Annotated in this window: 12 protein-coding genes and 1 tRNA gene; 7 read left to right on the plus strand and 6 right to left on the minus strand. The window is 52.6% G+C overall.

Features of this window, described 5'->3' with window-relative positions:
- Positions 1-50: 50 nt before the first annotated feature.
- Positions 51-1,199 carry a glycosyl hydrolase 53 family protein gene (locus I6E40_RS00605; protein ID WP_235384907.1) on the plus strand — a complete coding sequence of 383 codons (1,149 nt, stop codon included), beginning with the start codon at positions 51-53 and terminating at the stop codon, positions 1,197-1,199.
- 1,527 nt (positions 1,200-2,726) lie between these two features.
- Here the strand turns inward: I6E40_RS00605 and I6E40_RS00610 are convergent.
- The 5 genes from I6E40_RS00610 to purD all read right to left on the minus strand — a co-directional run bounded on the left by I6E40_RS00610 (position 2,727) and on the right by purD (position 7,291).
- Positions 2,727-3,380, minus strand: a complete 654-nt coding sequence (locus tag I6E40_RS00610; RefSeq protein ID WP_235384908.1) for a metal ABC transporter ATP-binding protein — start codon at positions 3,378-3,380, stop codon at positions 2,727-2,729.
- Between the two features lie 49 nt (positions 3,381-3,429).
- Positions 3,430-4,290: a metal ABC transporter solute-binding protein, Zn/Mn family gene (locus tag I6E40_RS00615; protein ID WP_235384909.1), complete on the minus strand. Its 861-nt coding sequence runs from the start codon at positions 4,288-4,290 to the stop codon at positions 3,430-3,432.
- 49 nt (positions 4,291-4,339) lie between these two features.
- Positions 4,340-4,789: a YqaA family protein gene (locus I6E40_RS00620; protein WP_235384910.1), complete on the minus strand. Its 450-nt coding sequence runs from the start codon at positions 4,787-4,789 to the stop codon at positions 4,340-4,342.
- Between the two features lie 91 nt (positions 4,790-4,880).
- On the minus strand, positions 4,881-5,777 hold the full coding sequence (locus I6E40_RS00625) for a hypothetical protein (RefSeq protein WP_235384911.1): 897 nt from the start codon (positions 5,775-5,777) through the stop codon (positions 4,881-4,883).
- A 245-nt stretch (positions 5,778-6,022) separates the two neighbouring features.
- Positions 6,023-7,291 (minus strand): phosphoribosylamine--glycine ligase, encoded by a 1,269-nt coding sequence (gene purD, locus I6E40_RS00630; RefSeq protein WP_235384912.1) that lies wholly within the window; start codon positions 7,289-7,291, stop codon positions 6,023-6,025.
- Between the two features lie 521 nt (positions 7,292-7,812).
- Here purD and I6E40_RS00635 point away from each other — a divergent pair.
- The 3 genes from I6E40_RS00635 (at position 7,813) to I6E40_RS00645 (ending at position 14,818) form a co-directional block, all read left to right on the plus strand.
- The gene (locus I6E40_RS00635) at positions 7,813-11,127 is read left to right on the plus strand and encodes a DUF2723 domain-containing protein (RefSeq protein WP_235384913.1); all 3,315 of its coding nucleotides are present in this window, start codon (positions 7,813-7,815) and stop codon (positions 11,125-11,127) included.
- A gap of 424 nt (positions 11,128-11,551) precedes the next feature.
- Positions 11,552-12,163: a polysaccharide deacetylase family protein gene (locus I6E40_RS00640; RefSeq protein WP_235384914.1), complete on the plus strand. Its 612-nt coding sequence runs from the start codon at positions 11,552-11,554 to the stop codon at positions 12,161-12,163.
- A 126-nt stretch (positions 12,164-12,289) separates the two neighbouring features.
- Positions 12,290-14,818 carry a glycosyl hydrolase family 95 catalytic domain-containing protein gene (locus I6E40_RS00645; RefSeq protein ID WP_235384915.1) on the plus strand — a complete coding sequence of 843 codons (2,529 nt, stop codon included), beginning with the start codon at positions 12,290-12,292 and terminating at the stop codon, positions 14,816-14,818.
- 206 nt (positions 14,819-15,024) lie between these two features.
- Here I6E40_RS00645 and I6E40_RS00650 read toward each other — a convergent pair whose 3' ends face one another.
- Positions 15,025-16,482 (minus strand): ATP-binding protein, encoded by a 1,458-nt coding sequence (locus I6E40_RS00650; RefSeq protein ID WP_235384916.1) that lies wholly within the window; start codon positions 16,480-16,482, stop codon positions 15,025-15,027.
- A 465-nt stretch (positions 16,483-16,947) separates the two neighbouring features.
- Here I6E40_RS00650 and I6E40_RS00655 point away from each other — a divergent pair, with 465 nt between their 5' ends.
- The 3 genes from I6E40_RS00655 (at position 16,948) to I6E40_RS00665 (ending at position 22,583) form a co-directional block, all read left to right on the plus strand.
- Positions 16,948-21,420, plus strand: coding sequence for a LamG-like jellyroll fold domain-containing protein (locus tag I6E40_RS00655; RefSeq protein WP_235384917.1), 4,473 nt, complete (start codon positions 16,948-16,950; stop codon positions 21,418-21,420).
- 164 nt (positions 21,421-21,584) lie between these two features.
- Positions 21,585-21,658: transfer RNA gene (locus I6E40_RS00660), tRNA-Ile, on the plus strand.
- A 148-nt stretch (positions 21,659-21,806) separates the two neighbouring features.
- A complete protein-coding gene (locus tag I6E40_RS00665; protein WP_235384918.1) occupies positions 21,807-22,583 on the plus strand; it encodes an ion transporter in 777 nt (258 codons plus the stop codon).
- Positions 22,584-22,715 lie beyond the last annotated feature (132 nt).

Raw genomic sequence — 22,715 nt, forward strand, 5'->3', positions numbered from 1 at the left:
GTTTTGTCCTTTATGGTTTTCTTGTGACTACTTAGTTCAAATATAAGAATATGAAAAAGTATTTCTTTCTCCTTTCTCTATTTGCCGTTTGCAGTCTCACAGCCTGCGGCGGTGATGAGGCTTCTGTTCCGCCTCCTGTGACTCCTCCTGAAGACCCCAATCCTCCTTCCGAGCCCGGCGGCTCCACCACGCCCGACGACGTGACAGCCTTTGTGCGCGGTGCCGACATCAGTTGGTACACTGAGATGGCAGCCGACGGTCGCCGTTTCTTCAACTCCGCCGGACAGGAGCGCGAATGCCCCGTCTTGATGCGTGAAATCGGCATGAACGCCGTGCGTCTCCGCGTCTGGGTGAATCCCGAAAAGAAATTCTGTCAGTTCTCCGACATCGCCGACGTCACAGCCAAAGCCCTCGCCGCAAAGCAGGCAGGACTGAACGTGATGATTGACTTCCACTTCTCCGATTGGTGGGCAGACCCCTCGCGCCAGGAGACGCCTGCCGAGTGGGAGGGGCTCTCGCTGGAAGAGCTGAAGGTCAAGGTGGCAGAGCATGTGCGAGCCACGCTCTCTTCTGTCACCGCCCAAGGCGTCAGCGTGGCTTGGATTCAGATTGGCAACGAAACGCGCAACGGCATGATGCACCCGACGGGACAGCTTTGGAACAACCAGGGCGACCTTCCCGGCGGATGGACGAAGTTTGTGCAGCTCTACATGGCAGGCTATGATGCAGCCAAGGAGATTTGCCCCGAGGCATACGTCATGCCGCATCTCAACCACGCCTACGAGGACAACGACTGGTGGTTCAAGCGCTTCAAACAGGCGGGCGGGAAGATGGACATGATTGCTCTCTCTCACTATCCGCAGGTGGACGACGCTGGTCAGACGTGGAGCGCATTGAACTCGCAGGCGGTGACGCAAATCAAACGCCTGGCTGTCGCCTACGCCGTGCCCGTCATGGTCAGTGAGTTTGGCGTGATTCAGACAAACATCACGCTTGGCACGCAGGTGGCAAACGATTTCATGACAAAGGTGAAGGCGCTCGGTCCTTCCGTTTGTGCCGGTGTGTTCTATTGGGAACCGCAGGTCTATGCCAACTGGAAGCCGTCTTCCTACAACACCTTCGGCTGGGCTGCCTATCAGATGGGTGCTTTCTCTTCCGACGGACGACCGAGCAGCATCCTTGATGCCTGGAAACAGTGAGAAGGTGTTCGTCACGCGGTTCACGGGAACCGTGTTGAGTTTCAAACCCACTTCTTCGTTTCCTTCCACCATTTTGCGGGCACACTGTCCTCAGACTCCTTGCGATAGGGGTGTTCTAAGAATCGTCTCATCCTGATTCTTAGAACACCCCTACAGTATTTCAACGCCTCCGTGACGGGTTGGTGACTTGAGTCACGGGGTGTCACCAAGGTGTTACGGAGGTTGAATGGCATCCAATCTACATTCGTCAAAACATAACGTTGGCAGACGGCGTGGCATCACTCTTTCGCGCCGATTGGTTACTCCTTCCCGCGCGCCTCGTCACTCCTACAAGCCGACTTGTTGGCGGTGTGTAAAAAAGATTTTGACAAACCGTCCTCATTGTGTTGGGGCTTACAGCAAAACTTGTGCCAAAATGCTCTCAAAAGGGAACGCAGGAAAAAATGTGAAATAGGCTTCGCGCGCGAGACGCGCGTTTTCACCTTTCAAACCTATACGTTTTTCAAGGGTATATACATTTCCTGCAAATCCTACACGGTTCGTGTTTAAAGTTTGATATTCAGATGGGTTAGGTGTGTAGGGTTTGGTCTGAAAATTCTACACAAAACCCTTCATCGTGTAGGGTTGTACGGCGGTGTGTGTAGGGTAGTGATGAAGCAAAAAATATAAATGTAGGATTAGGCGGAAATATGCAAAAACGCGGTTTTCATCCTACATTTTTGCTCTTCAAGAGAACTCGTGTCGCTGAGAAAAGTTTTGACTATTCGGCGCACTTAATTTTACTTAGGAGCGCTCCCAGTTTTTCTTAGGTGCGCTCCTAGTTTTTCTTAGGTGCGCTCCTAATTTCACTTAGGTGCGCTCCCAGTTTTTCTTAGGTGCGCTCCTAGTTTTTCTTAGGTGCGCTCCCAGTTGAAATTTGCCTTCCTCAAATTTTTCTTTGCCTTCCTCAAATTTTTCTTTGCCTTCCTCAAATTTTTCTTTGCCTTCCTCAAATTTTACTTAGGAGCGCACCTAAAAAACTGCGCGCCGAATAGGCAAAATTTTTCTCAGCAACACAAGGTTCCTCGAAGAGCAAAAATGTAGGATGAAAATCGCGTTTTTGCATATTTCCGCCCAATCCTACATTTATATTTTTGCTTCACCACGACTCTACACACACCGCCGCGAAACCCTACACGATGAAGGGTTTTGTGTAGAATTTTCAGACCAAACCCTACACACCTAACCTATCTGACTATCAAACTTTAAACCCGAACTGTGTAGGGTTTGAAGGAAATGCATGTACCCTTGAAAAACGTATAGGTTTGAAAGGTGAATACGCGCGCCTCGCGCGCGAAGCCTATTTCATATTTTTTCCTGCGTTCCCTTTTGAGGGCATCATGGCACAAGTTTTGCTGTAAGCCCCAATACAATGAGGGCGGTGTGTCAAAATTTATGTTCTGACACACCGCCCCGGTTTGGTTCGTCCGATAAAATTGTCGTTCTTAGTGTCGTCTGATTTTCCTTCTCCCCGGTCAGTTTCCCTCCTCACCAATCTTCTCTTTCTTTCACTGCACCGTCCTCCACGTGCCAGATGCGTCTGCCGACAGGGTGGGGGAAAGACTTTTCGTCGTGGCTCACGGTGACGACGGCGCTGTGTTGCGTTTGTTGGACGAGGATGTCGTAGAACTCATTTCGAGTTTTCTCGTCCAAATGGGTCTCCGGTTCATCAAGGAGCAAGAGCTCGGGAGCGGAGACCAAGGCACGTGCCAGCAAGGTGCGTTGCCACTGTCCGCCGCTCAAACTTGAGATGGGTCGCGCCGCAAGGTCTTCGATGCGAAACAGACGCATCATTTCTTCCAAGCGCGTCTCCCACTGTCCGAGGCGTGAGAAAGGATGCCACGAAGTGCGGTTTGACAAGCCGGAACGCACGATTTCGCGCACCGTTGTTGGGAAACTTCGGTCGATGTGGCGATATTGTGGCAAATAGCCAATCTTCACGCCGCTCTCGCGGACGATGCTGCCGCAGGTGGGCGGAAGAAGTCCTGCCAGCAGACGGAGCAGCGTGGTTTTTCCGCCGCCGTTTGGTCCGGTTAGGACGATGAAATCATGGTTTTTGACCTGATTGAATATGTGACAAAGCACATGGCGTTCGCCATAACTCAAACAAACGTCTTTAATGTCAAGGAGAAGTTTATCCATCGGAGAGGAAAGCGTGTGGAAACAATACCTATTAAAATGGTACAGGAAGTTAGTTGGCGAGGCAGTCTGCGATGCGCAGGAGTTCGTTCTTCACGTCTGCCGTCAGCGGATTGATGCGCACGAGCGGCACTTGGAGCATTTCCGCCAAATGCTGCGCTTGCAGCCCTTGATGTTCTTCCGACAAAAAGACTACCTGTACGCTGTCTGTTTTTGCGGCGTTCGCCAGTTGTTCCAAGCGTGCCGCCGATGCTTCCTTGCCATCGATTTCCACGGGAAGTTGGCGTAGTCCGTAGTCTCGGGCAAAATAGCCTAAGGCAGGGTGATAGATGAGGAACGACCTATGGCGCAGTCCTTTGAGGCGTTGCGTGAGCGTTTCGTCCAACTGTGCCATCTCGTTCTGGAACTTTGACAAGCGTTGGCGGAATCCGTCGGCAGAGTCCGGCACCACTTCGCACAGGGCGTTGCAAACGCGCTCTGCCATCAGCGAAAGGTTGCGAACGCTCATCCAGACGTGTGGGTCAAGTCCGGAGACACTGCCGTGAGCGTGTCCCGGGCTCTCCAGCGGTTTGACGTCTTTTGCCACCTCAAACAAGGCGATGCCGGCGGCGTTTCCGGTCATGCGTGGCAGCACGGTGCGTTCAAAAGGCATTGTGCCAAACATGAACACTGCCTTTGAAGAGTTCAACTCCATGAGTTGACGCGGCGTCGGGTCAAAAGTCTCGGGACTTGCTCCTTTCGGCATGAGTGAGACAATGCGGAAGGCGTCGCCGGCGACAGCCTCGGTCACAAGGCGCAGCGGTTCCATGCTCACCGTGATGGTCGGGCGGTTGTCAGACGGAGCGTCGGCACAACTGCACCAAGTCGTGGTGAGGAGCAGGAGAAACAGGAGAGGAAGAAGATGTTTTGTCATAGTTTGCATTGCGTTTCTTTTGCTGATGGTTTAAAGGGGAGAACACCCCTTAAATTTGAACGTATGCCCGCACAAGAATCCAGTAGCGAACATATTTCCCGACGGCGACGGCGGTCATGCCGTAGATCATGCGCACTTTGAGGAAGCCCATGGCGACGGTGATGACGCTTCCCAGAAGAGGCACCCACGCCAGCAGTCCCGCCCAGGCACCGTAGCGGCGCACCCATTTCTTTCCTTTCTCCAACTTTTCCGGCGGTGTTTTCGTCAGTCGCGTAATCCACTCCTCGCGTCCCAGCGAACCGACGCAGTAGTTGAAGAGAGAGCCCAGTGTGTTTCCTGCCGTGCCCCAAAGGAGCAGGTCGTCCGGGTTGCAGCCTGCTGCCAGCATGCCCAGCATGACGACTTCGCTGCTGAACGGAAAGAAACTGCCTGCCAGAAAGGCAGCCACAAACATTCCGATGTCGCCGTGACGAATGAGGATTTGAACGAACTCTTCCAAGGTGGGATGAATTTAGCGTTTTGAAAAAGGAAATGTGGTTTTCAGGGGTATTCTATAAATTACGGGATAACCTAATTTTTAGAACATCTCTTCAAAGGAAATGTTGGTAAATGCCCAGTCCGACGAGCAACAGCAGACTGACGTTGAACCAAGCGTCGAAGAAGCGTCCATTTCCCGTGGCATAGTAGTGCGCCATCAGAATGGCAGAATTCACGATGAAAAGGCGGAAAATTGTGATAAACTCGGAAGGAATGAGCCAAAGCGCGATGCAGAGGAGAATCTGTGCGGTCACGACCGTGTAGAAAAGCATTCGCGTCTTGATTTTGTCATTATAGGCGGTGTGAAAAAGGTGGACGAGGGCGCATAAGGAAAAGAATGTCAGCACAGCGCCACTCACCATTTCCCCCGTGGTGAGCAGTTCAAAGTCCGGCAGGCGGAATGAGAAGTGAGAGAGCAACGCCGCAGGCAGAGAGTCCAGACGGTTTTCCCACACGGCGTATGCCACGTAGAACCAATAGGGCATCAATAGACCCAAGAGTCCTGCCACGAGGCTGCGGAAGGTGAAACTGCGGAGAAAAAAGAGCATTCCAATCCAATAGACCGGAATCAAGAAAAGAATAAACGGGAAAAACAGACTCCCGATGCCAAGAAAGAGGAAGGCGTGGAAGACATAGCCCTCACTGCGATACTGCTGGTAGGTTGAAAAGAGCATGAAATAGCCCAAGACCAGGCAGAGCGGTTGTAGCATTTGCACGTCGAGTGTCTGCAACGAAGGGTGGATGAGCATGAGGAAAAGGAAGGACGTGCTCACCAGCCGGGAACGAACTCGCAAGAGGGAGAAGCGGGTGTTCATCTCCATGAGAAGATAGGCGGTCACCGCCGTCAGCGCCAAGCCCCCCCAACGTTCGAGCGAGGAAACGTCGGGCAGCATCCAGCACACAGCCGTCAGCAGAAACATGACCGGCAGGGTGAAAGAACCGGAAACCACGGTGTTGCGAAAAGAATGACGATACAAGGCGATGAGATGGAGATGAAACGAAGAAAAACAAAAGCGAGGGTGTGTCAAAATGCAAATTTTGGGCTTCACCCTCAAAGGTGCGTCAGAATGGCTAAGATGCAAGGCGCTGAGGATGAGGGCGCAGGGAGTGTACTGAAGTACATGACCAAGCCCGAATCCGATAGCAACGCAGCAGATTGGCTTTTATGACACACCGTCGGTGAAAAGGGGGATCTTTAAAGGTCTTGACCAATGTCGCGACGGAAATATTTCTTCTCGAAATCAATGGCGGCAGCGCCGGACATGGATTTCGCAAGTGCTTCCTGTTTGTCGCGACCGTAGGAAGAAACGGCAATGACGCGACCGCCGGAGGTGACCACGTTGCCGTCTTTCAAGGCTGTGCCGGCGTGGAAGACCACACTGTCAGTCACTTTTTCCAAGCCGGAAATCGGGTAGCCCTTTCCATAGGCTTCGGGGTAGCCGCCGGAGACAAGCATGACGCAGACGGCAGCGCGTTCGTCGAACTCCACCGTGCGGCGGTCAAGGTCGCCCTTCGCCACGCCTTCGAACAAATCCACGATGTCGCTCTTGAGACGCAGCATCACGGTTTCGGTTTCCGGGTCTCCCATGCGGCAGTTATATTCAATCACCTTCGGTTGTCCGTCGCAGTTGATGAGTCCGAAGAAGATGAAGCCTTTGTAGTCGATGCCTTCCTTGCTCAGTCCCTCGACGGTCGGACGGATGATTTCGTCTTCCACTTTCTTCTTCCATTCCGCCGTGGCGAACGGGACGGGTGAAACGCTGCCCATGCCGCCCGTGTTGAGTCCCGTGTCGCCTTCTCCGATGCGTTTGTAGTCCTTTGCTTCCGGAAGGATGGCATAGTGTTCTCCGTCGGTCAGGACAAACATGGAGCATTCGATTCCGCTGAGGAATTCTTCGATGACCACTCGGGCTGAGGCGTTTCCAAACTTACCGCCCAGCATGGAGCGCAGTTCCGTTTGTGCCTCTTCAAGTGAGGGAAGAATCAACACCCCTTTCCCAGCGCAGAGTCCGTCCGCTTTCAAGACGTAGGGCGGCTGGAGTGAGGCGAGGAAGCGGCAGCCTTCTTCCACCTGGGTGCCGTTGAAGGTGGCGTAGGCAGCGGTGGGAATACCGTGGCGTTGCATGAACTGCTTGGCAAAGTCTTTGGAGCCTTCCAGTTGAGCGCCCGCTGCGGAGGGACCGATGACGGGAATTCGGCTCAAGTCGGCGCGAGAGCGGAAGAAGTCGGCGATGCCTCCCACAAGCGGGTCTTCCGGTCCGACAACGACCATGTCAACGTTCTGTTCCAGTACGAAATCTGCGATGAAATCGAAGTTTTTTGCAGGAATGGGCACGTTTTCCGCCACTTCTGCCGTGCCGGCGTTTCCGGGTGCCACGAAGAGTTTTTCGACTTTCGGACTTTGAGCGATTTTCCAAGCGAGGGCATGTTCACGCCCTCCGCTGCCAAGGAGCAAGATTTTCATTGTGAACGATTTTTGATTTGTTGTGCAAAAGTAGTGGAAAGCGCACAGAGTGCAAAGAGTTGTCACGTTTTTTCGCCGACTCGTCACTCCTTCCTGTCGCTTCGTCACTTCCCGCCGTGCACTGGCGGTGTGTCATAATAGCCAATCTGCTTCGTTGCTATCGGATTCGGGCTTGGTCATGTACTTCAGTACACTCCCTGCGCCCTCATCCTCAGCGCCTTGCATCTTAGCCATTCTGACGCACCTTCGAGGGTGAAGCCAAAATGTGCATTTTGACACACCCTCAACGGCTTTCAGAAGTGCCGAGCCCTAAGGAAAGAGTGAGAAAGTCCGGGGAAAAAGTGATGTTTCAAGAAGCCGTTTGACGGTCTTTTCTGCTGTCGTGTGCAGTTCAAGAGACAAGAAGAGGAGCAATCTGAGATTTTATCCCTACTTTTGCACGTTGAAGCGCAGTTTCGCACGCTGTGTCTTCCGAGTCAGCATGAAAATCATAATCAAAAATCATTTGATACTTTAGCCCTATGAAAAAGTACAATCTAATCAACAACTTGCTGGGCTGGTTCTCTTTTGCCGTGGCAGCCGTGACCTACTGCCTGACGGTGGAACCGACCGCAAGTTTTTGGGACTGTCCGGAGTTCATCACCACAGCCTATAAACTTGAAGTGGGTCACCCTCCCGGCGCACCGTTCTTCATGCTGACCGGCAACTTCTTCACTCAGTTCACAGACGACCCGACCAAGGTGGCGTTCTGCGTGAACATCATGTCGGCACTGCTTTCCGCCCTTTGCATTCTCTTCCTCTTCTGGAGCATCACACACCTGGCGCGGAAACTCATTTGCAAAGACGGCGTCGTCACCTCCCTCTCCCAACTGATTGTCATCATGGGTAGCGGTCTGACCGGTGCGCTCGCCTACACTTGGAGCGACACATTCTGGTTCTCTGCCGTGGAAGGTGAGGTCTATGCCTACTCCTCCATGTTCACTGCTTTGGTCTTCTGGCTTATTCTCAAATGGGAAGACCATGCCGATGAGCCTCACTCCGATCGCTGGTTGGTGCTCATCTTCTATCTCACCGGACTTTCCATTGGCGTTCACCTTCTGAACCTGCTTTGTCTGCCGGCGATTACCCTCGTGTATTATTATAAGCGTTATCCCTCCGCCAACTTGAAGGGTTCTCTCGTGGCTTTAGGTGTTTCCATGCTTTTGGTGGCAGCCGTGCTCTACGGCGTCGTGCCCGGCATCGTGAAAGTCGGAGGCTGGTTTGAACTCTTCTTCGTGAACAGCCTCGGCATGCCGTTCAACACGGGTGTTGTGATATATCTCATCGTGCTCATCGGCGTGGTGCTTGCCGCCATTTGGAGCACCACGCAGAAGAACCGCGTTCGCACGCAGATTCTCTATGTCGCCAGCATCGCGCTGCTCGGCATCCCCTTCATGGGTCATGGTGCGCTCTCCGTGGTTTGCGGCTTGCTCGTGCTCGGCGCTCTCTATTTCGTACTGACGCTGAAAAACAAGGACGGAAACTTCATCCTGCGCAAACGCTTCCTCAACACCTCCCTGCTCTGCATGCTGATGCTGATGATTGGCTACTCTTCCTACGCCATCATCGTCATCCGCTCCACGCAGAACACGCCGATGGACCAGAACTCTCCCGAAGACATCTTCACCCTCGGCACCTACATGGGACGTGAACAATATGGTTCCTATCCGCTCTTCAAGGGCGAGGCATACTGCTCGCAAGGGCAGGCTTACGCCGCTGGTGCCATCGAATACGAAAAGCGCATGCGCACTCAGCGCAAAGAAAAGGCAACGCCCGATGAACCCGACCAATATGAAGAAATTGAAGAAACCGTTGGCGTGAACTATCCTTCCGAACTCACCATGCTCTTCCCGAGAATGTGGAGCGCAGGTCACACTGCTCAATATCAGGAGTGGATGGGCGACATTGAAATGAATGAAGGCTACATGCAAACGCCCGACGGCTACGAAGTGCCCGTTTCCATGCCGACGCAGTTGGAAAACATCCGCTTCTTCTTGTCCTATCAGGTGAATTTCATGTACTGGCGCTACTTCATGTGGAACTTCGCAGGACGCCAGAACGACATTCAGAGCAAGGGCTTCGAACTTGAACACGGCAACTGGATTTCCGGCATTCCGTTCATCGACAATGCGCTCTATGGCGACCAGAGCCTGCTGCCCGACGCCCTGTCAAAGGACAACAAAGGTCACAACGTCTTCTACTGCCTCCCGCTCTTGCTTGGTCTCATCGGTCTTTTCTGGCAGTCCTATCGTGGCGAGAAAGGCGTTCGCCAGTTCTGGGTGGTCTTCTTCCTGTTCTTCATGACGGGACTTGCCATTGTGCTATATCTGAACCAGACCCCCAGCCAGCCTCGCGAACGTGACTATGCTTACGCCGGTTCGTTCTACGCTTTCGCCATCTGGATTGGTCTCGGCGTGGCAGCCCTCGCTTCGCTGTTTGAGAAACTGCTGAAGAAGCCCGTTCTCGCCGCAGCCGTTGCCTCGCTCGCCGGCATCTGCGTGCCCTTGCAAATGGTCAGTCAGACTTGGGATGACCACGACCGCTCCGGACGCTATGCCTGCCGCGACTTCGGATTGAACTATCTGAACACCCTGCCCGAGAAAGGCAATCCCATCATCTTCACCAACGGCGACAACGACACCTTCCCGCTCTGGTACAACCAAGAAGTGGAAGGACAGCGCACCGACGCCCGTGTCTGCAACCTCTCCTATCTCCAAACGGACTGGTACACCGACCAGATGAAGCGTCCCGCCTACGACTCTCCCGCGCTGCCCATCACCTGGGAAAGAATCTGCTATGTCGATAACGGCAAGCACGCCTACTATCCCATCCGTGCTGAGGAGAAAGTGCAGTTGGACGCTCTGAAGAAGACGAACCCCGAAGTTGACCCCTACGAACTGTCCTATATTCTCAAGAACTATGTCTGCAAAGAATCGGGCGGCTACTTCCCCACCGACTCCGTGGTGGTTTCTGTGAACAAGGAGGCTGTCAGAGAAAGCGGCATGTATCTCCCGTTTGGTCCCGACTCCATCCCCGACAAGATGATTATCTCCCTGAAGAATGTGAACGAACGCCAGGGCGGACTCTATCGTGCCGACGTCATGGTCTATGAGATGCTCGCCCATGCCGATTGGAAACGTCCGATGTACATGAGCGTCACCCTTGGTTCCGAGAACTACGCTTCGCTGGAGAACTTCTGTGTGTTGGAAGGCTTGGCTTATCGCATCACGCCGTTCAACTTCGGCGGCAGAGGCGTGGTGGACGAGAAACTCATGATGCACAACTTCATGGAGCGCTTCAAATATGGCAACATGTCGCAGCCCGGTCTCTACATTGACGAGACCGTCAGCAGAATGTGCCGCACGCATCGCCGAATGTTTGTAATGCTCGCCGACAGACTCGTGCGCAGCGGAAAGAAGGACGATGCCGCCAAAGTGCTGGCACGTTGCGAGAAGGAACTGCCCGCCTGCAACATCCCCTACACCGACGACGATTCACAACTCGCCTCCCTCTGGGCAGAAGTGGGCAACGCCAAGGAAGCAGAAAGAGTGGCAAAGGCTGTGCTGACCTATAACCTTCAGTATTTCAACTACCTCAACTCTCTTTCCGCCTCCACCATCGAAAGCTATCGCAGCACCAACTACTATCTCTTCGCTTCCACCATCGAGGCACTCCAAGCCCTCGGCGCGGCGAAATCGAAAGAGGAGAAGGCGTTCAGAAACAAGGTTGAAAAACTCTATGACACGCCGGCTTTCAACAGTGGAATGTCCACCTACTATCAGCAGATGGGGGGATAACCTTTTTAGGGGTGTTCTATAAATTAGGTTGAGTTGTTTCACGCTTTCTCAGAGATGAACTTTTGTCAGTGGAGAAAGGAGCATAGCAGGTTATGTGACTGACGAAACTTGCAAAAGGGCGCACTAAGAATCAAATTACTCAGAAAGACTCTGCGACCAAAACGTAAGCACTTTCTTTTGAACGTTCCTTATCCCGTAATTTATAGGGGTGTTCTAAAAATTAGGTTGAGTTGATTTTTGATTTCTTAGAGATGAACTTTTGTCAGTTGAGGAAGGAGCATAGCGGGCTATGTGACTGACGAAACTTACAAAAGGGCGCGCTAAGAAGCGAAAAGCGACCAAAACGTAAGCACTTTCTCTTGAACCTTCCTTATCCCGTAATTTATAGAACACCCCTATAAAACACCTCCTTTAAACCTACCGCATGATTATCGAGCAACCCGCAGTTTTCTTGCGTTGGCTTTATCCACACGCCCTGTGGCGCATGAACCGAAAGGAAAAGGCTGTCTATCTCACGTTTGACGACGGTCCCATTCCCGAGGTCACGCCATGGGTGTTGGACGTGCTCGACAAATATGGCATCAAAGCCACCTTCTTCATGGTCGGCGACAACATTCGGAAGCACCCCGAGGTCTTTGAGATGGTCAAAGCCCGAGGACACCGCCTCGGCAACCACACGTTTAACCACATCGGCGGACTTCGCCACGGCATCACCTCCTATCTCAACAACGTGGACAAAGCGAATGAGTATTTGCATACCGACCTCTTCCGACCTCCTCACGGATGGATGAAGTGGGACCAGTATGTCTTTGTCAAGCGGCGCTACAAGGTCGTGATGTGGGACCTCGTCACCCGTGACTACTCCACCCGCCTGAACGGGCGTGACGTCTTGTTGAACGTGCGCCGCTTTGCCCGCCCCGGTAGCATCATCACTTTCCACGATTCCGTGAAAAGCCACGACAAACTGCTCTACGCACTGCCACGTGCCATCGAGTGGCTGCTCAGTCAGGGCTATTCCTTCAAAGTCTTTGAGTGAACCGCCACCGCACCCGACGGAGCGAGCAGCGCTATATAAGGTATATACGAAACGTCTCCGCGCTGGCTTTGCGCTATGCTTCGAGCGCTATATATAATAAGGTATATTTCCTCAACTCTTCATGCTATGAAACGACACGTCTTTCTCCTTTTGCTTTCTTTTTTCGGACTCCACGTCGGCGCCCAGCAGGTGGTGCGCTTTGACCGCCCCACTTCGCTGCAAGGACGCGAAATCTGGTGGAAGGGAAACGAAGACAAAAAAGGAACCGGCTTCAAACCCATCAGTGCAGGAGAGGGGCACGCCAATCCCGACCGCGAATGGGAAAATGCCTCGCTGCCCCTTGGCAACGGCAGCCTAGGCTGCAACGTCATGGGTTCTGTCGCCGTGGAACGCTACACGCTCAACGAGAAGACGCTCTGGCGCGGCGGTCCCAACACGGCGAAAGGACCGGCAGACTATTGGAATCAGAACAAAAAGTCGGCACATCTGCTGCCCGAAATTCGCGAAGCCTTCGCCCGTGGAGACTGGGACAAGGCTGCCGCACTCACACAGGCAAACTTCAACAGCGAAGTGCCCTACGAATCCTGGCGAGAACCGCAGTTCCGCTTTGGCTCTTTCACCACCCTCGGCGAACTTTGCATCGCCACGGGACACGATGAAAACACCGTTTCTGACTATCGCCGCGAACTTTCCGTCGATTCAGCCTTTGCCACCGTGGCATACAAAACGCCTGAAGGCGTAACCCACGAACGCCGCACCTTTGTCTCCTATCCCGCCAATGTCATCGCCATCCGCTTTAAGGCATCGGAGAAAGGAAACCAGAATCTCCGCATCACCTACTGTCCCAACCCGCTCGGCGAAGGAACGTTCTCCGTGGACGGAAAGAACGGCGTCCTCTACCTCGGTCGCCTGGACAACAACGGCATGCAATATGCCGTGCGTTTGCAAGTGAAAACCGTGGGCGGGAAGGTGACTTGCCAAGACAGTCTGCTGACGGTGGAGCGTGCCGATGAGGCTGTCATTCTTCTCACAGCCGACACGGACTACGCTCCGAACTATGACCCTGACTTCTCCGACCCCCTTGCTTATGTCGGAGTGAATCCCGCTGCCACCACGAAGAAATGGATGAACAAGGCTTCGAAGAAAGGGTTTGACCGTTTGTTTGCAGAACACCATGCCGACTATGCCGCCCTCTTCAACCGCGTCACCTTCCGACTCGGAGAGGAAAATGCGAGCCTTGAAGCGGAAAAAATGACCACGCCGGCGCGTCTGGCTGCCTATCGACAAGGAAAAGCCGACCCCTCGCTCGAAACGCTCTACTTTGCTTTCGGCCGCTATCTCCTCATCTCCTCTTCCCGCCCCGGCAACCTGCCTGCCAATCTGCAAGGAATCTGGCACAACAATGTGGACGGACCTTGGCGTGTGGACTATCACAACAACATCAACCTCCAAATGAACTATTGGCCCGCGCTGACCACGAACCTTGCCGAATGCGCCGAGCCGTTGACGGACTTCATCCGCCTGTTGGAAAAGCCGGGAGAGAAAACGGCGAAAGACTATTGGGGGGCCAGAGGCTGGGCAGCCGGAATCTCCGCCAACATCTTCGGTTTCACCGCGCCGCTGGAAGGGGCTGACATGTCTTGGAACTATAATCCCATGGCGGCTTCGTGGCTGGCGACGCACTTGTGGGAATACTATGACTTCACTCGCGACCTCCGTTTCTTGAAAGAGACGGCGTGGCCTCTGATGAAACCCTGTGCCCTCTTCTGCGAGGACTTCCTCTGGCGCAAGTCGGATGGCACGCTGACCGCTGCGCCTTCCACCTCGCCGGAGCACGGTCCCATCGATGAGGGAACGACCTTCACCCACGCCGTCATCCGCGAAATCCTCCTTGACTGCATTGAAGCCGCCCGCGTCTTGAAATGCGACACGGTGGACGTGGCACGCTGGGAAAAGGTGCTGCGAGATTTGGCTCCCTACCGCGTTGGACGCTACGGACAACTGCTTGAATGGAGCCGCGACATCGACGACCCGAACGACCAACACCGCCACGTGAATCATCTCTTTGGTCTGCATCCCGGTCACACCATCTCTCCGCTGACCACACCGGAACTGGCGACAGCCTCCCGCATCGTTTTGGAGCACAGAGGCGACGGAGCCACCGGCTGGAGCATGGGGTGGAAACTGAATCTTTGGGCACGTCTTCACGACGGCAACCATTCCTACGTGCTCTATCAGAATCTCCTCAAACACGGAACGAACGACAATCTCTGGGACAGCCATCCGCCCTTCCAAATTGACGGAAACTTCGGCGGCGTCGCAGGTGTGACGGAAATGCTGTTGCAAAGTCACGCCGGCGTCATTGACCTCCTGCCCGCTCTTCCCGATGCTTGGGCAGACGGCAAAATCACAGGTCTTCGTGCCCGAGGAAATTTTGAAGTAGATGTGGAATGGCACGGCGGACGTCTCACCCGCGCCGTCATTCGCTCTCTTGGTGGTAACACCTGTGCCGTGCGCTACGCTTCTCACACCCTCCGTTTCCCCACGGAAAAGGGAAAAACGGTGGACATCGTTTTTGACGGTGAAACGCTGCAGGCAATCTTCGATGGCACTCACTCCGCTCACTTCGTTTCGCGGGCGACGGGAAGCAATTGAAAGCAGGTCTCCAATCCCTCGTTTCCCGCCCGTTTTAATCCCGAAAAACGTTAGAATATCTCTTGCCTCTCCTTATTTTCGCGTCGTAAATACATCGAAACCAAGAGTTTAAGTAGTGTTATAAAAATAAGCGCGCTCGAGCGCGCTTATTTTTATATGTGTAGAAATTTGCGGAAAGAGCGGCGTTCCGTTCTCTTTTTCCGGCATCACAAACCGTAGAAACTCTTGGCGTGGTTCAGCGTGTTCTCGCCGACCGCGTAGGCGTAGCACGCCACGGGAACAAACTGCAAGGCGAGGTCTCCCAGTGCAATACGTCCGGTTTTGTGGATGCTGGTTACAATCGCTTCGCTCATGTCGTTCTTTTCCAAGAAATATTTCAGAGAGTTCAACTCTTGAGGGTGTTCAAAGTAGCGGTCAGTCCATTTCACCTCCACTGCCCAGTCCGGTTTCTGGCGTGCGATGTTCAGTCCGACAATGTCCACCTCGCCCTGCTGCTGTCCCATCTTCCAGTTAGCATAGCGAATGGAGACTTCCTGCCGCGGGAACCACTGCGCAAAGACTGCTGTTTCGACCATGTCTCCGATTTCGCTGTCCTGCAGACTGATGGGTTGGAACAAGGCGCAGCGGAGCGAGGGGTTCGTCAGATAAATTTTGAACTGCGTCTCGCGCTGATAGTGTTTTGCCGTGTCGTCCGTTCTGCGCACGACCTTGATGAGGAAAGCCGCTTCCAAATAATTAATGTATTTTCTCAGCGTCTCTTTTCTGACGCCGGATTCTTTGGAAAGTGCCTCATAGGTGAACTGTGCGCCGGAGTGGTAGGCAATCATCGTGAACAAGGAGTTGAGTTCCTGCACATCGTTGATGCCGTAGAGGCTGGGAAGGTCGCGTAGCAAGACTTTGTCGATGATGTCGTGGCGAATGAACTGTCCCGGGTTTTCTTGAATTTTCTCGGAGAAAACGACTTCCGGATAGCCACCGTAGTTGATGTAGTCAATGAAAAGGCGGTTGAGAAGTTCTTGGTCGAGTGCTTGGCAGAATCTCACCTTTTGACCGTGCCACTCCAGAAAGTTGGGGAAGATGATGTTCGAGTAGCCTTTCAGATGAATGTATTCATAGAACGTCAGCGGCGGCAGGCTGAAATCGGTGAAGCGTCCGGCGCCGCTCTCATCGCTTTTCAGTTTGAGCTCGGCGGCGGCAGATCCGGAAGCAACGAAACGCACGTTGCGGTAAGTGTCCACCAGTGATTTGAGGTTCACCTCCCATTCTTTGAGATATTGAATCTCGTCGTAGAAGACAAACATTTGTTCTTGCGTCGCGCTCTTTCCGAGCGTTTGACACGCCAGCGAGAAAAGTTGCTCAAGGAAGATTTTGTTGTAAATCGGTGTTTCCACCGATATATATATTATGTTCTGGGCAGGAACGCCGCTGTCAATCAGTTTTTGTATGGCGTGGAGCATCATCACGGTTTTGCCCACTCTTCGGGGTCCCATGAGAATCAGCGCGCGCCTCAGTTCCAAGTCCTGCAGCAAAGGCATGAAGATGTTCAGATAGAGGCGTGGTGACATCTGACGGTAGAAGTCAGGAATTTTGCCTTCCGTCCACCAAGGGTTGTCCACCTTCAGTCTGCCGATGATTTGCTTTTCCAATAGTTCAGTGTATTCCATACGCTCCAAACGGGTTATTGTTGATGCCGCAAAAGTAATCACTAAAATTCAAATAAGACTGATTGAGCGTGCTTATTTAAATAGATTTCGTAGAAATAAGACTGATTGAGCGTGCTTATTCTTCAGTTTTTGCTATAAATAAGCGAAAAACGCGTTTTCTGAATGCTTATTTGCTTCTTTCAAAAAACACCCGTTCGCGGACAGGAATGAGATGTCCTTAGGAAATAATGAGAAATCCTAAGAAAATAATGAGATTTCGGGGCTGAAGCGATTTCCTCAGAGTGGTGAGAGCGACGGATTTTCTTGTGTTTTCGTTGTTGGCAACACTAACTTCGTGCTTTGCTGCACTCAGAAAGAAAAAGTTAGTAACTTTGACGCGGTGAAAGCATTTTGGAACTGGCGAATGCCTTTCCCTGCTTTCATTTCAGACGAATATCAACTTATCTTCATAAAACAATCTTTATCATGAAAAACACAATGAAATGGGCTCTTCTGGCTTTCAGCGTGTTGCCCGGCGTACTCTGCGCACAAACCGTGGACAGGAAAAAATATCCTGACTACAACCCCGAAGTTCGCTGCGACTGGACACTGCTCACTCCCGCCAAGAAAGTCGGCACAAAAGAAGTGCAGACCCGCCCGGACCACTACAACAACGCGGAGACGCGCTTCTTCCCGCCCGTCTTCAACCAATCCGGCGGCTCCTGCGGCTCGGCATCCCGCATCTGCTACATGTTCTCCCATGAAATGAACTCCTTCCGCAATCTGGACGGAAAAGATCCGAAAAACTACTATCCCTCTCACTTTGTCTGGCTCTTGACCAACGGAAACTCCGGAAAGGATGAGTTCGTGCAGTATGTCGGCGTCCCCTCCGCGCAGACCTATGGCGGACAAACCTATTCTGCCCTCTTCGGCTATCAAGAAGAGACGAACAACGACTTCGGCTGGATGACGGGCTACGAGAAATGGTATGAAGCCATGCACAACCGTATGCTCAAACCCGTGAACTTCCCCGTCAGCGTGCAAACAGAGGAAGGACGTGAGGCGGTCAAAAACTGGCTCTGGAACCACAACGGCGACACGGACTTTCATTCGGGCGGCATTGTCGGCATTGGCGTGGCAAGCAGCCTGACCTCGGGAACAATTGCTTCAACGCCCGCCAACTCGGAAGCCGGAGTGGTCGGAAAGAAATACGTGAAGAAATGGGGCACCAGTGTGGACCACGCACTGACCGTCGTGGGCTACGATGACCGCATCGAGTTTGACTTGAACGGCAACGGCATCTACGGCGAAGCCTCCGCCGATGAAAAAGGCGCATGGATTATCGTGAACTCCTGGGGACCCTACTGGGCAAACAGTGGCTTTATCTACTGCCCCTACGCTCACGCCGGAGCCTGGTTCAACGCTGACGGAACGATGGGCAACAGTTGGTGGATGCCCGAGGTGTATAAGGTGAGAAAGAACTATCGTCCGCTGCGCACCATCAAACTGAAGATGGACTATTCCCGCCGCTCCGAACTTTACCTCACCGCCGGCGTTTCCGACAACCTCAACGCCACAGAACCTGATGGCGTCATCGCCTTTGAGCATTTCAAATATGCCGGAGACGGAAAAGGAGGAAACACAGTGCCTGCCCCAGAAGTCCCGATGCTCGGAAGATGGGCGGACGGAAACCTGCACACCGAACCCATGGAGTTTGGCTATGACCTGACTGACCTCAGCGCAAACTACGACCAAAGCAAACCGCTGAAATACTTCTTCACCATCAACACCAAAAGCACGGCTGTCGGCGAAGGACACATCTACGAGGCTTCCATCATTGACTATGACATTGACCCGGAAGGCATCGAAACGCCGTTCGTCGTCGCAGAAACCACCGGTACGCTCATCAACAACGCCGGTAAATCGACCACCATCTCCGTCATCGTGCCCGGTCGCGGCATCTATGCTCCGCAGAATGCACGCATCGCCGACGGAATCCTCCTTTGGGAAGCACCCGTGAAGTCAGCAAGCCCCGTGACGGCGTATAAAATCTACAAAGACAACAAGGTGCTCGCGGAACTGAGCGCCGACAAGAAAACCTATACGCTCTCTTCCGATGCAGAGGGAACCTTTGAAGTCACCGCCGTCTATGGCGCGGCGGAATCTGCCAAAGTCTCCGCCGAAGTGCCCTACGTCGCCGCAGAGAACCAGGCAATTGACCTGCGCCACTCCGGCTTCACCATTCCCGGCGTCTTCGGACCCATCCGCAAAAACGTCACCATCGAATTCTGGATGAAGTGTCACTCGCTCGCCGACTGGAATCAGAGTGCCGGTCCCGGCTGGGGACAGTTCATGTTCCACGCCAACGCCAACGGAACACTGACCGCAGGTTGGGACATCAGTGCTCGCTGCAACGCTACCGGAGCACTGAAATTGGAAAAATGGCAACACATCGCCATCGTCGTGGAACGCGGGAAAATGTCGGTCTATGTCGATGGAGCGAAAAAGGCAAGTTGCAATTCTTCCTACACCGGTGTGGGTGGCTTCGGCGACCTCACCTTCTCCGCTTCTGCAAGCGGCGGCTTCGACGCGGAAATTGACGAACTCCGCATTTGGGACAAGACCTTCGATGACTTTGACGTCTATGGAAGAAGTGTCGAAGTCGGCAGCGCCGGACTTATGGACAAATTGCTGGTATATTATAAAGGTGACGTCATACGCTCCGGCGGAGAGTATAAACTCCGCGACTACGGACCGAATCGCACACACGCTTCGCTCCTGAACGCCAACTTCAGCGTCATCCCGGCAACAGACTTGACACTGTCTTCCAGCTCACTCCTCGCTCCGCAAGTGGTGGCACCCACGGAAGACATCTATGTCGGCGTTCCTGTGAAACTCACCGCCATTGCCAAACGCGGAGCCGAAACCGTCAAGTGGACTGTGCCTGACGCTGGTCTGACGGACGTCGCCGTGATTAGCCCCGAAGTGACCTTCCGCCACACCGGCGAGCAGACCGTCAAAGTCGTGGTGGCTGACAAAAACGGAAAAACGGAAGAAAATGAAATCACCGTGACCGTCCTCTCCTCTCCCGCTCCCGCAGCAGACTTCACCGTCAGCAAATCCAACGTCGCCGCCGGCGAACGCATCAGCTTCATTCCTTCCTCTTCTCTCACAGGATACACCTACGAATGGAGCATGCCCGGAGCAGACAAAGAGAAGGTGACCACACCCATGGCTGCTGCCATCTATCAAAGAGAAGGAACCTACGACGTCACCCTCACCGTGACTTCACCTGACGGACAAAAAGCATCCACCACCCAACAAGTCAGCGTGACGGCTGTGGCACCGCAGGCTAACTTCCGAGTGGACAACCCCATCTTGGTGAAAGGCGAGGCTGTCGGACTCCACGACCTCACGAAGTTCGGACCGACCGCCTGGAAATGGGACATCGTCAGTGAAAAATTCGCACTCACGAGCAACGAACAGAATCCCATTTTCATTCCCGAACATTCGGGCATCTACAACATCTCACTCACCACAACCAATGAAGTCGGCAGCAGCAGTGCAGTCCAAGCCAAGGCGCTCACCGTTTGCAACGCCGAAAGTGGCAACGGACTGACCTTCTCCAACGGTACATCCTACGTGAAAACCACGACTGTCCCCATGACCACAGGGTTGAAAACACTCACCGTCGAATGGTGGATGCGTCCGAGTGCGTTGGCAGCCGTCGGAAACGGAATCGGAGAAAACGCTTCTACTTTCCTCCTTAAGACCAACTCCAACGCCGCTATGAGCATCTCCACCAAGAACCTCACCTCCACCACAGATGACGGTTATGTCATTCCGAACGAGTGGCACCACTACGCCGTGACCTTCAACAGTGGCACGGTCAAGTTCTATCGCGATGGAGAACTTTTCCAGAGTAAAGCCATGAGCACCACTACGCTGTCTGCACCCTCCGTCTTCTATGTTGGTCCAAGCGCTGCTCCCATGGCGGGTACCATCGATGAACTCAGAGTTTGGAACAAAACGCTCACCGAGGAGCAGATTCAAACTTTCTGCAACCAACCCATCGCCGACAAGGACGTTTCTGCTGCTGAGGCTGACTATGGACTGAAACTCTACTACCGCTTTGACCAAAGTTCCGGAAACGCGTTGGACGCCACCTCCAACGGCAACACTGGAACGCGCATCGGCTTCGGACCTGACGGCGATGCTTGGAGTGACTCAAAGGGTGTCTTCTGTCTCAACTTCGAAGAAAGTGTGGCGCAGGACATCACCTCTGCCTATCTTGTCAACTACAAGGCATCCTTCAAAGACACCGGAAAGTGCATCAGTGCCTATAACAACCGTTTCATGGAACTTGCTTCCTGGACCAAGGTGAATCCCGTGGCACAGTCCACCTACACCGGAGCACACGTCGATTACGGCAAGCACGGAGACTTCACCATCACCACCCAATGGGACGGCTTCGAGAAGGAACTGAAGGACCATCAAGTCTATCAGACAGTTCACCTCCCCGCCGGCACCTATAAGTTTACGGCGGTTTATGACACAGAATACGAAGGCGAATCTTCCGGTTGCTATCTCGTGGCAACTCTCGGCAATTCCTTCCCGCTCACATCGGAACTCTCCACCACGGCATTGGCATACGCTGCCATGCAGCCGAAGTCCTCAACCATTTCAGAGAACAGCGTGACGTTCAGTGTCCGGGAGGCTGCCGATGTCAGTCTTGGCATTCTCGCCAACATGTCGGGACAGCAGTGCATGGCAATCAGCAGTTTCAGCCTGCAGAAGATGCCCATCACCATCATCGAGGGCGTGCCCGAAGGAATCACCGCTCCCACCACCGTCGGAAATAAATCCGGAAAGAAATACACCATAGACGGTCGCCGCATCACGCGTCCCATTTCCGGACAACCCTACATTGAGGATGGCAGCAAACGCATCGCTCGCTGATTCCGCTCCCTGTTCTCTCAAGAATCACTCTTGACGGCATCTCCTCACAAATTCGCCCCGCCTGCCGGAAGCAGACGGGGCGAATTTCAAAAACACCTGCAAAAATTTGGGAAGAAGGCGGAAAAGCCCTAATTTTGCCCCCGCAAACACCATTTTGCACAATTGGACTTGTAGCTCAGTTGGTTAGAGCAACAGACTCATAATCTGGAGGTCCTTGGTTCAAGCCCAAGCTGGTCCACTTCATTCTTGGATTCCTTGTGTCAGGTATTCGAGAAAGTAAACTTCTAATCATTAAGTGATTATCATAGGGTAATGGCAGAAAGTTCTGCCATTACTCGTATTTAGTGATACTGAAGCTTTCAAATTCTTGACTGGGGGTATTGTTTATGAATAGAAAAGAACTCTTTGTTATTGTGGAATATGGTGATGACAAGAACCTTATATCAAGGCTCTATGATCGTTTCCTATTGGCAATGATCTTTGTCAGTTTGGTTCCTTTAACAATTAGAGAACAGCATGTGTGGACACGATGGATTGAAATCATATCCTGTCTTGTGTTCTTGATTGATTATATCCTTCGTTGGTTTACTGCAGATTATCGTTTGAAGAAGAAAGGTGTATTACCTTTTATAATATACCCATTCACATTAGAGGCGATATTTGACCTGTTGTCAATACTTCCAGGATTAGGCTATTTCAATTCTTCGTTAAAGATATTCAGAATATACAGACTTTTCAGGATCGTTAGAGTTGTTAGAATATTCAGGTTATACGAACCACTACAGATAATGATTTCCGTTTTCCGAAAGGAGGCAAGAATACTTCTAACAGTAGTTGGTTTTGCATTATTCTATATTCTTATAACTGCAATGTTCATGTTCAATGTTGAACAAATAAATCCGGCTACGGGAGATTATCTATTTGACAACTTCTTTGAGGCTGTATATTGGGCGACATGTACTTTGACTACTGTTGGGTACGGTGACATTTATCCTGTGTCAGAATGGGGAAGACTTGTCAGTATGGTATCAGCCTTGGTAGGTATTGCGATAATAGCCCTTCCTTCTGGCATAATAACAGCTGGCTACATGGAAGAAACAAGAATAAGAAAAGCTAAGAAACACTCCAGAAACAATAGAGCAAAAGAGAATAACGTAGGATAAGTTCACTTATCAATAATTCCTTGAAATTTGGCTAATCACGCAGCGTCCGAGACACCGTAAAATAAGAGTTCTTTGAAATCGTTGGTATTTAATAGCCTGTGTGGGCGCTTTCCAGACATGCGAATAAATCTC

It is taken from the genome of Prevotellamassilia timonensis, from assembly GCF_021531665.1.
Lineage (GTDB): Bacteria > Bacteroidota > Bacteroidia > Bacteroidales > Bacteroidaceae > Alloprevotella.

Coding starts and splice junctions, on each gene's coding strand:
- I6E40_RS00605 (WP_235384907.1), top strand. CDS start 51: ATGAAAAAGTATTTCTTTCTCCTTTCTCTATTTGCCGTTTGCAGTCTC.
- I6E40_RS00610 (WP_235384908.1), bottom strand. CDS start 3,380: ATGGATAAACTTCTCCTTGACATTAAAGACGTTTGTTTGAGTTATGGC.
- I6E40_RS00615 (WP_235384909.1), bottom strand. CDS start 4,290: ATGACAAAACATCTTCTTCCTCTCCTGTTTCTCCTGCTCCTCACCACG.
- purD (WP_235384912.1), bottom strand. CDS start 7,291: ATGAAAATCTTGCTCCTTGGCAGCGGAGGGCGTGAACATGCCCTCGCT.
- I6E40_RS00635 (WP_235384913.1), top strand. CDS start 7,813: ATGAAAAAGTACAATCTAATCAACAACTTGCTGGGCTGGTTCTCTTTT.
- I6E40_RS00640 (WP_235384914.1), top strand. CDS start 11,552: ATGATTATCGAGCAACCCGCAGTTTTCTTGCGTTGGCTTTATCCACAC.
- I6E40_RS00645 (WP_235384915.1), top strand. CDS start 12,290: ATGAAACGACACGTCTTTCTCCTTTTGCTTTCTTTTTTCGGACTCCAC.
- I6E40_RS00650 (WP_235384916.1), bottom strand. CDS start 16,482: ATGGAATACACTGAACTATTGGAAAAGCAAATCATCGGCAGACTGAAG.
- I6E40_RS00655 (WP_235384917.1), top strand. CDS start 16,948: ATGAAAAACACAATGAAATGGGCTCTTCTGGCTTTCAGCGTGTTGCCC.
- I6E40_RS00665 (WP_235384918.1), top strand. CDS start 21,807: ATGAATAGAAAAGAACTCTTTGTTATTGTGGAATATGGTGATGACAAG.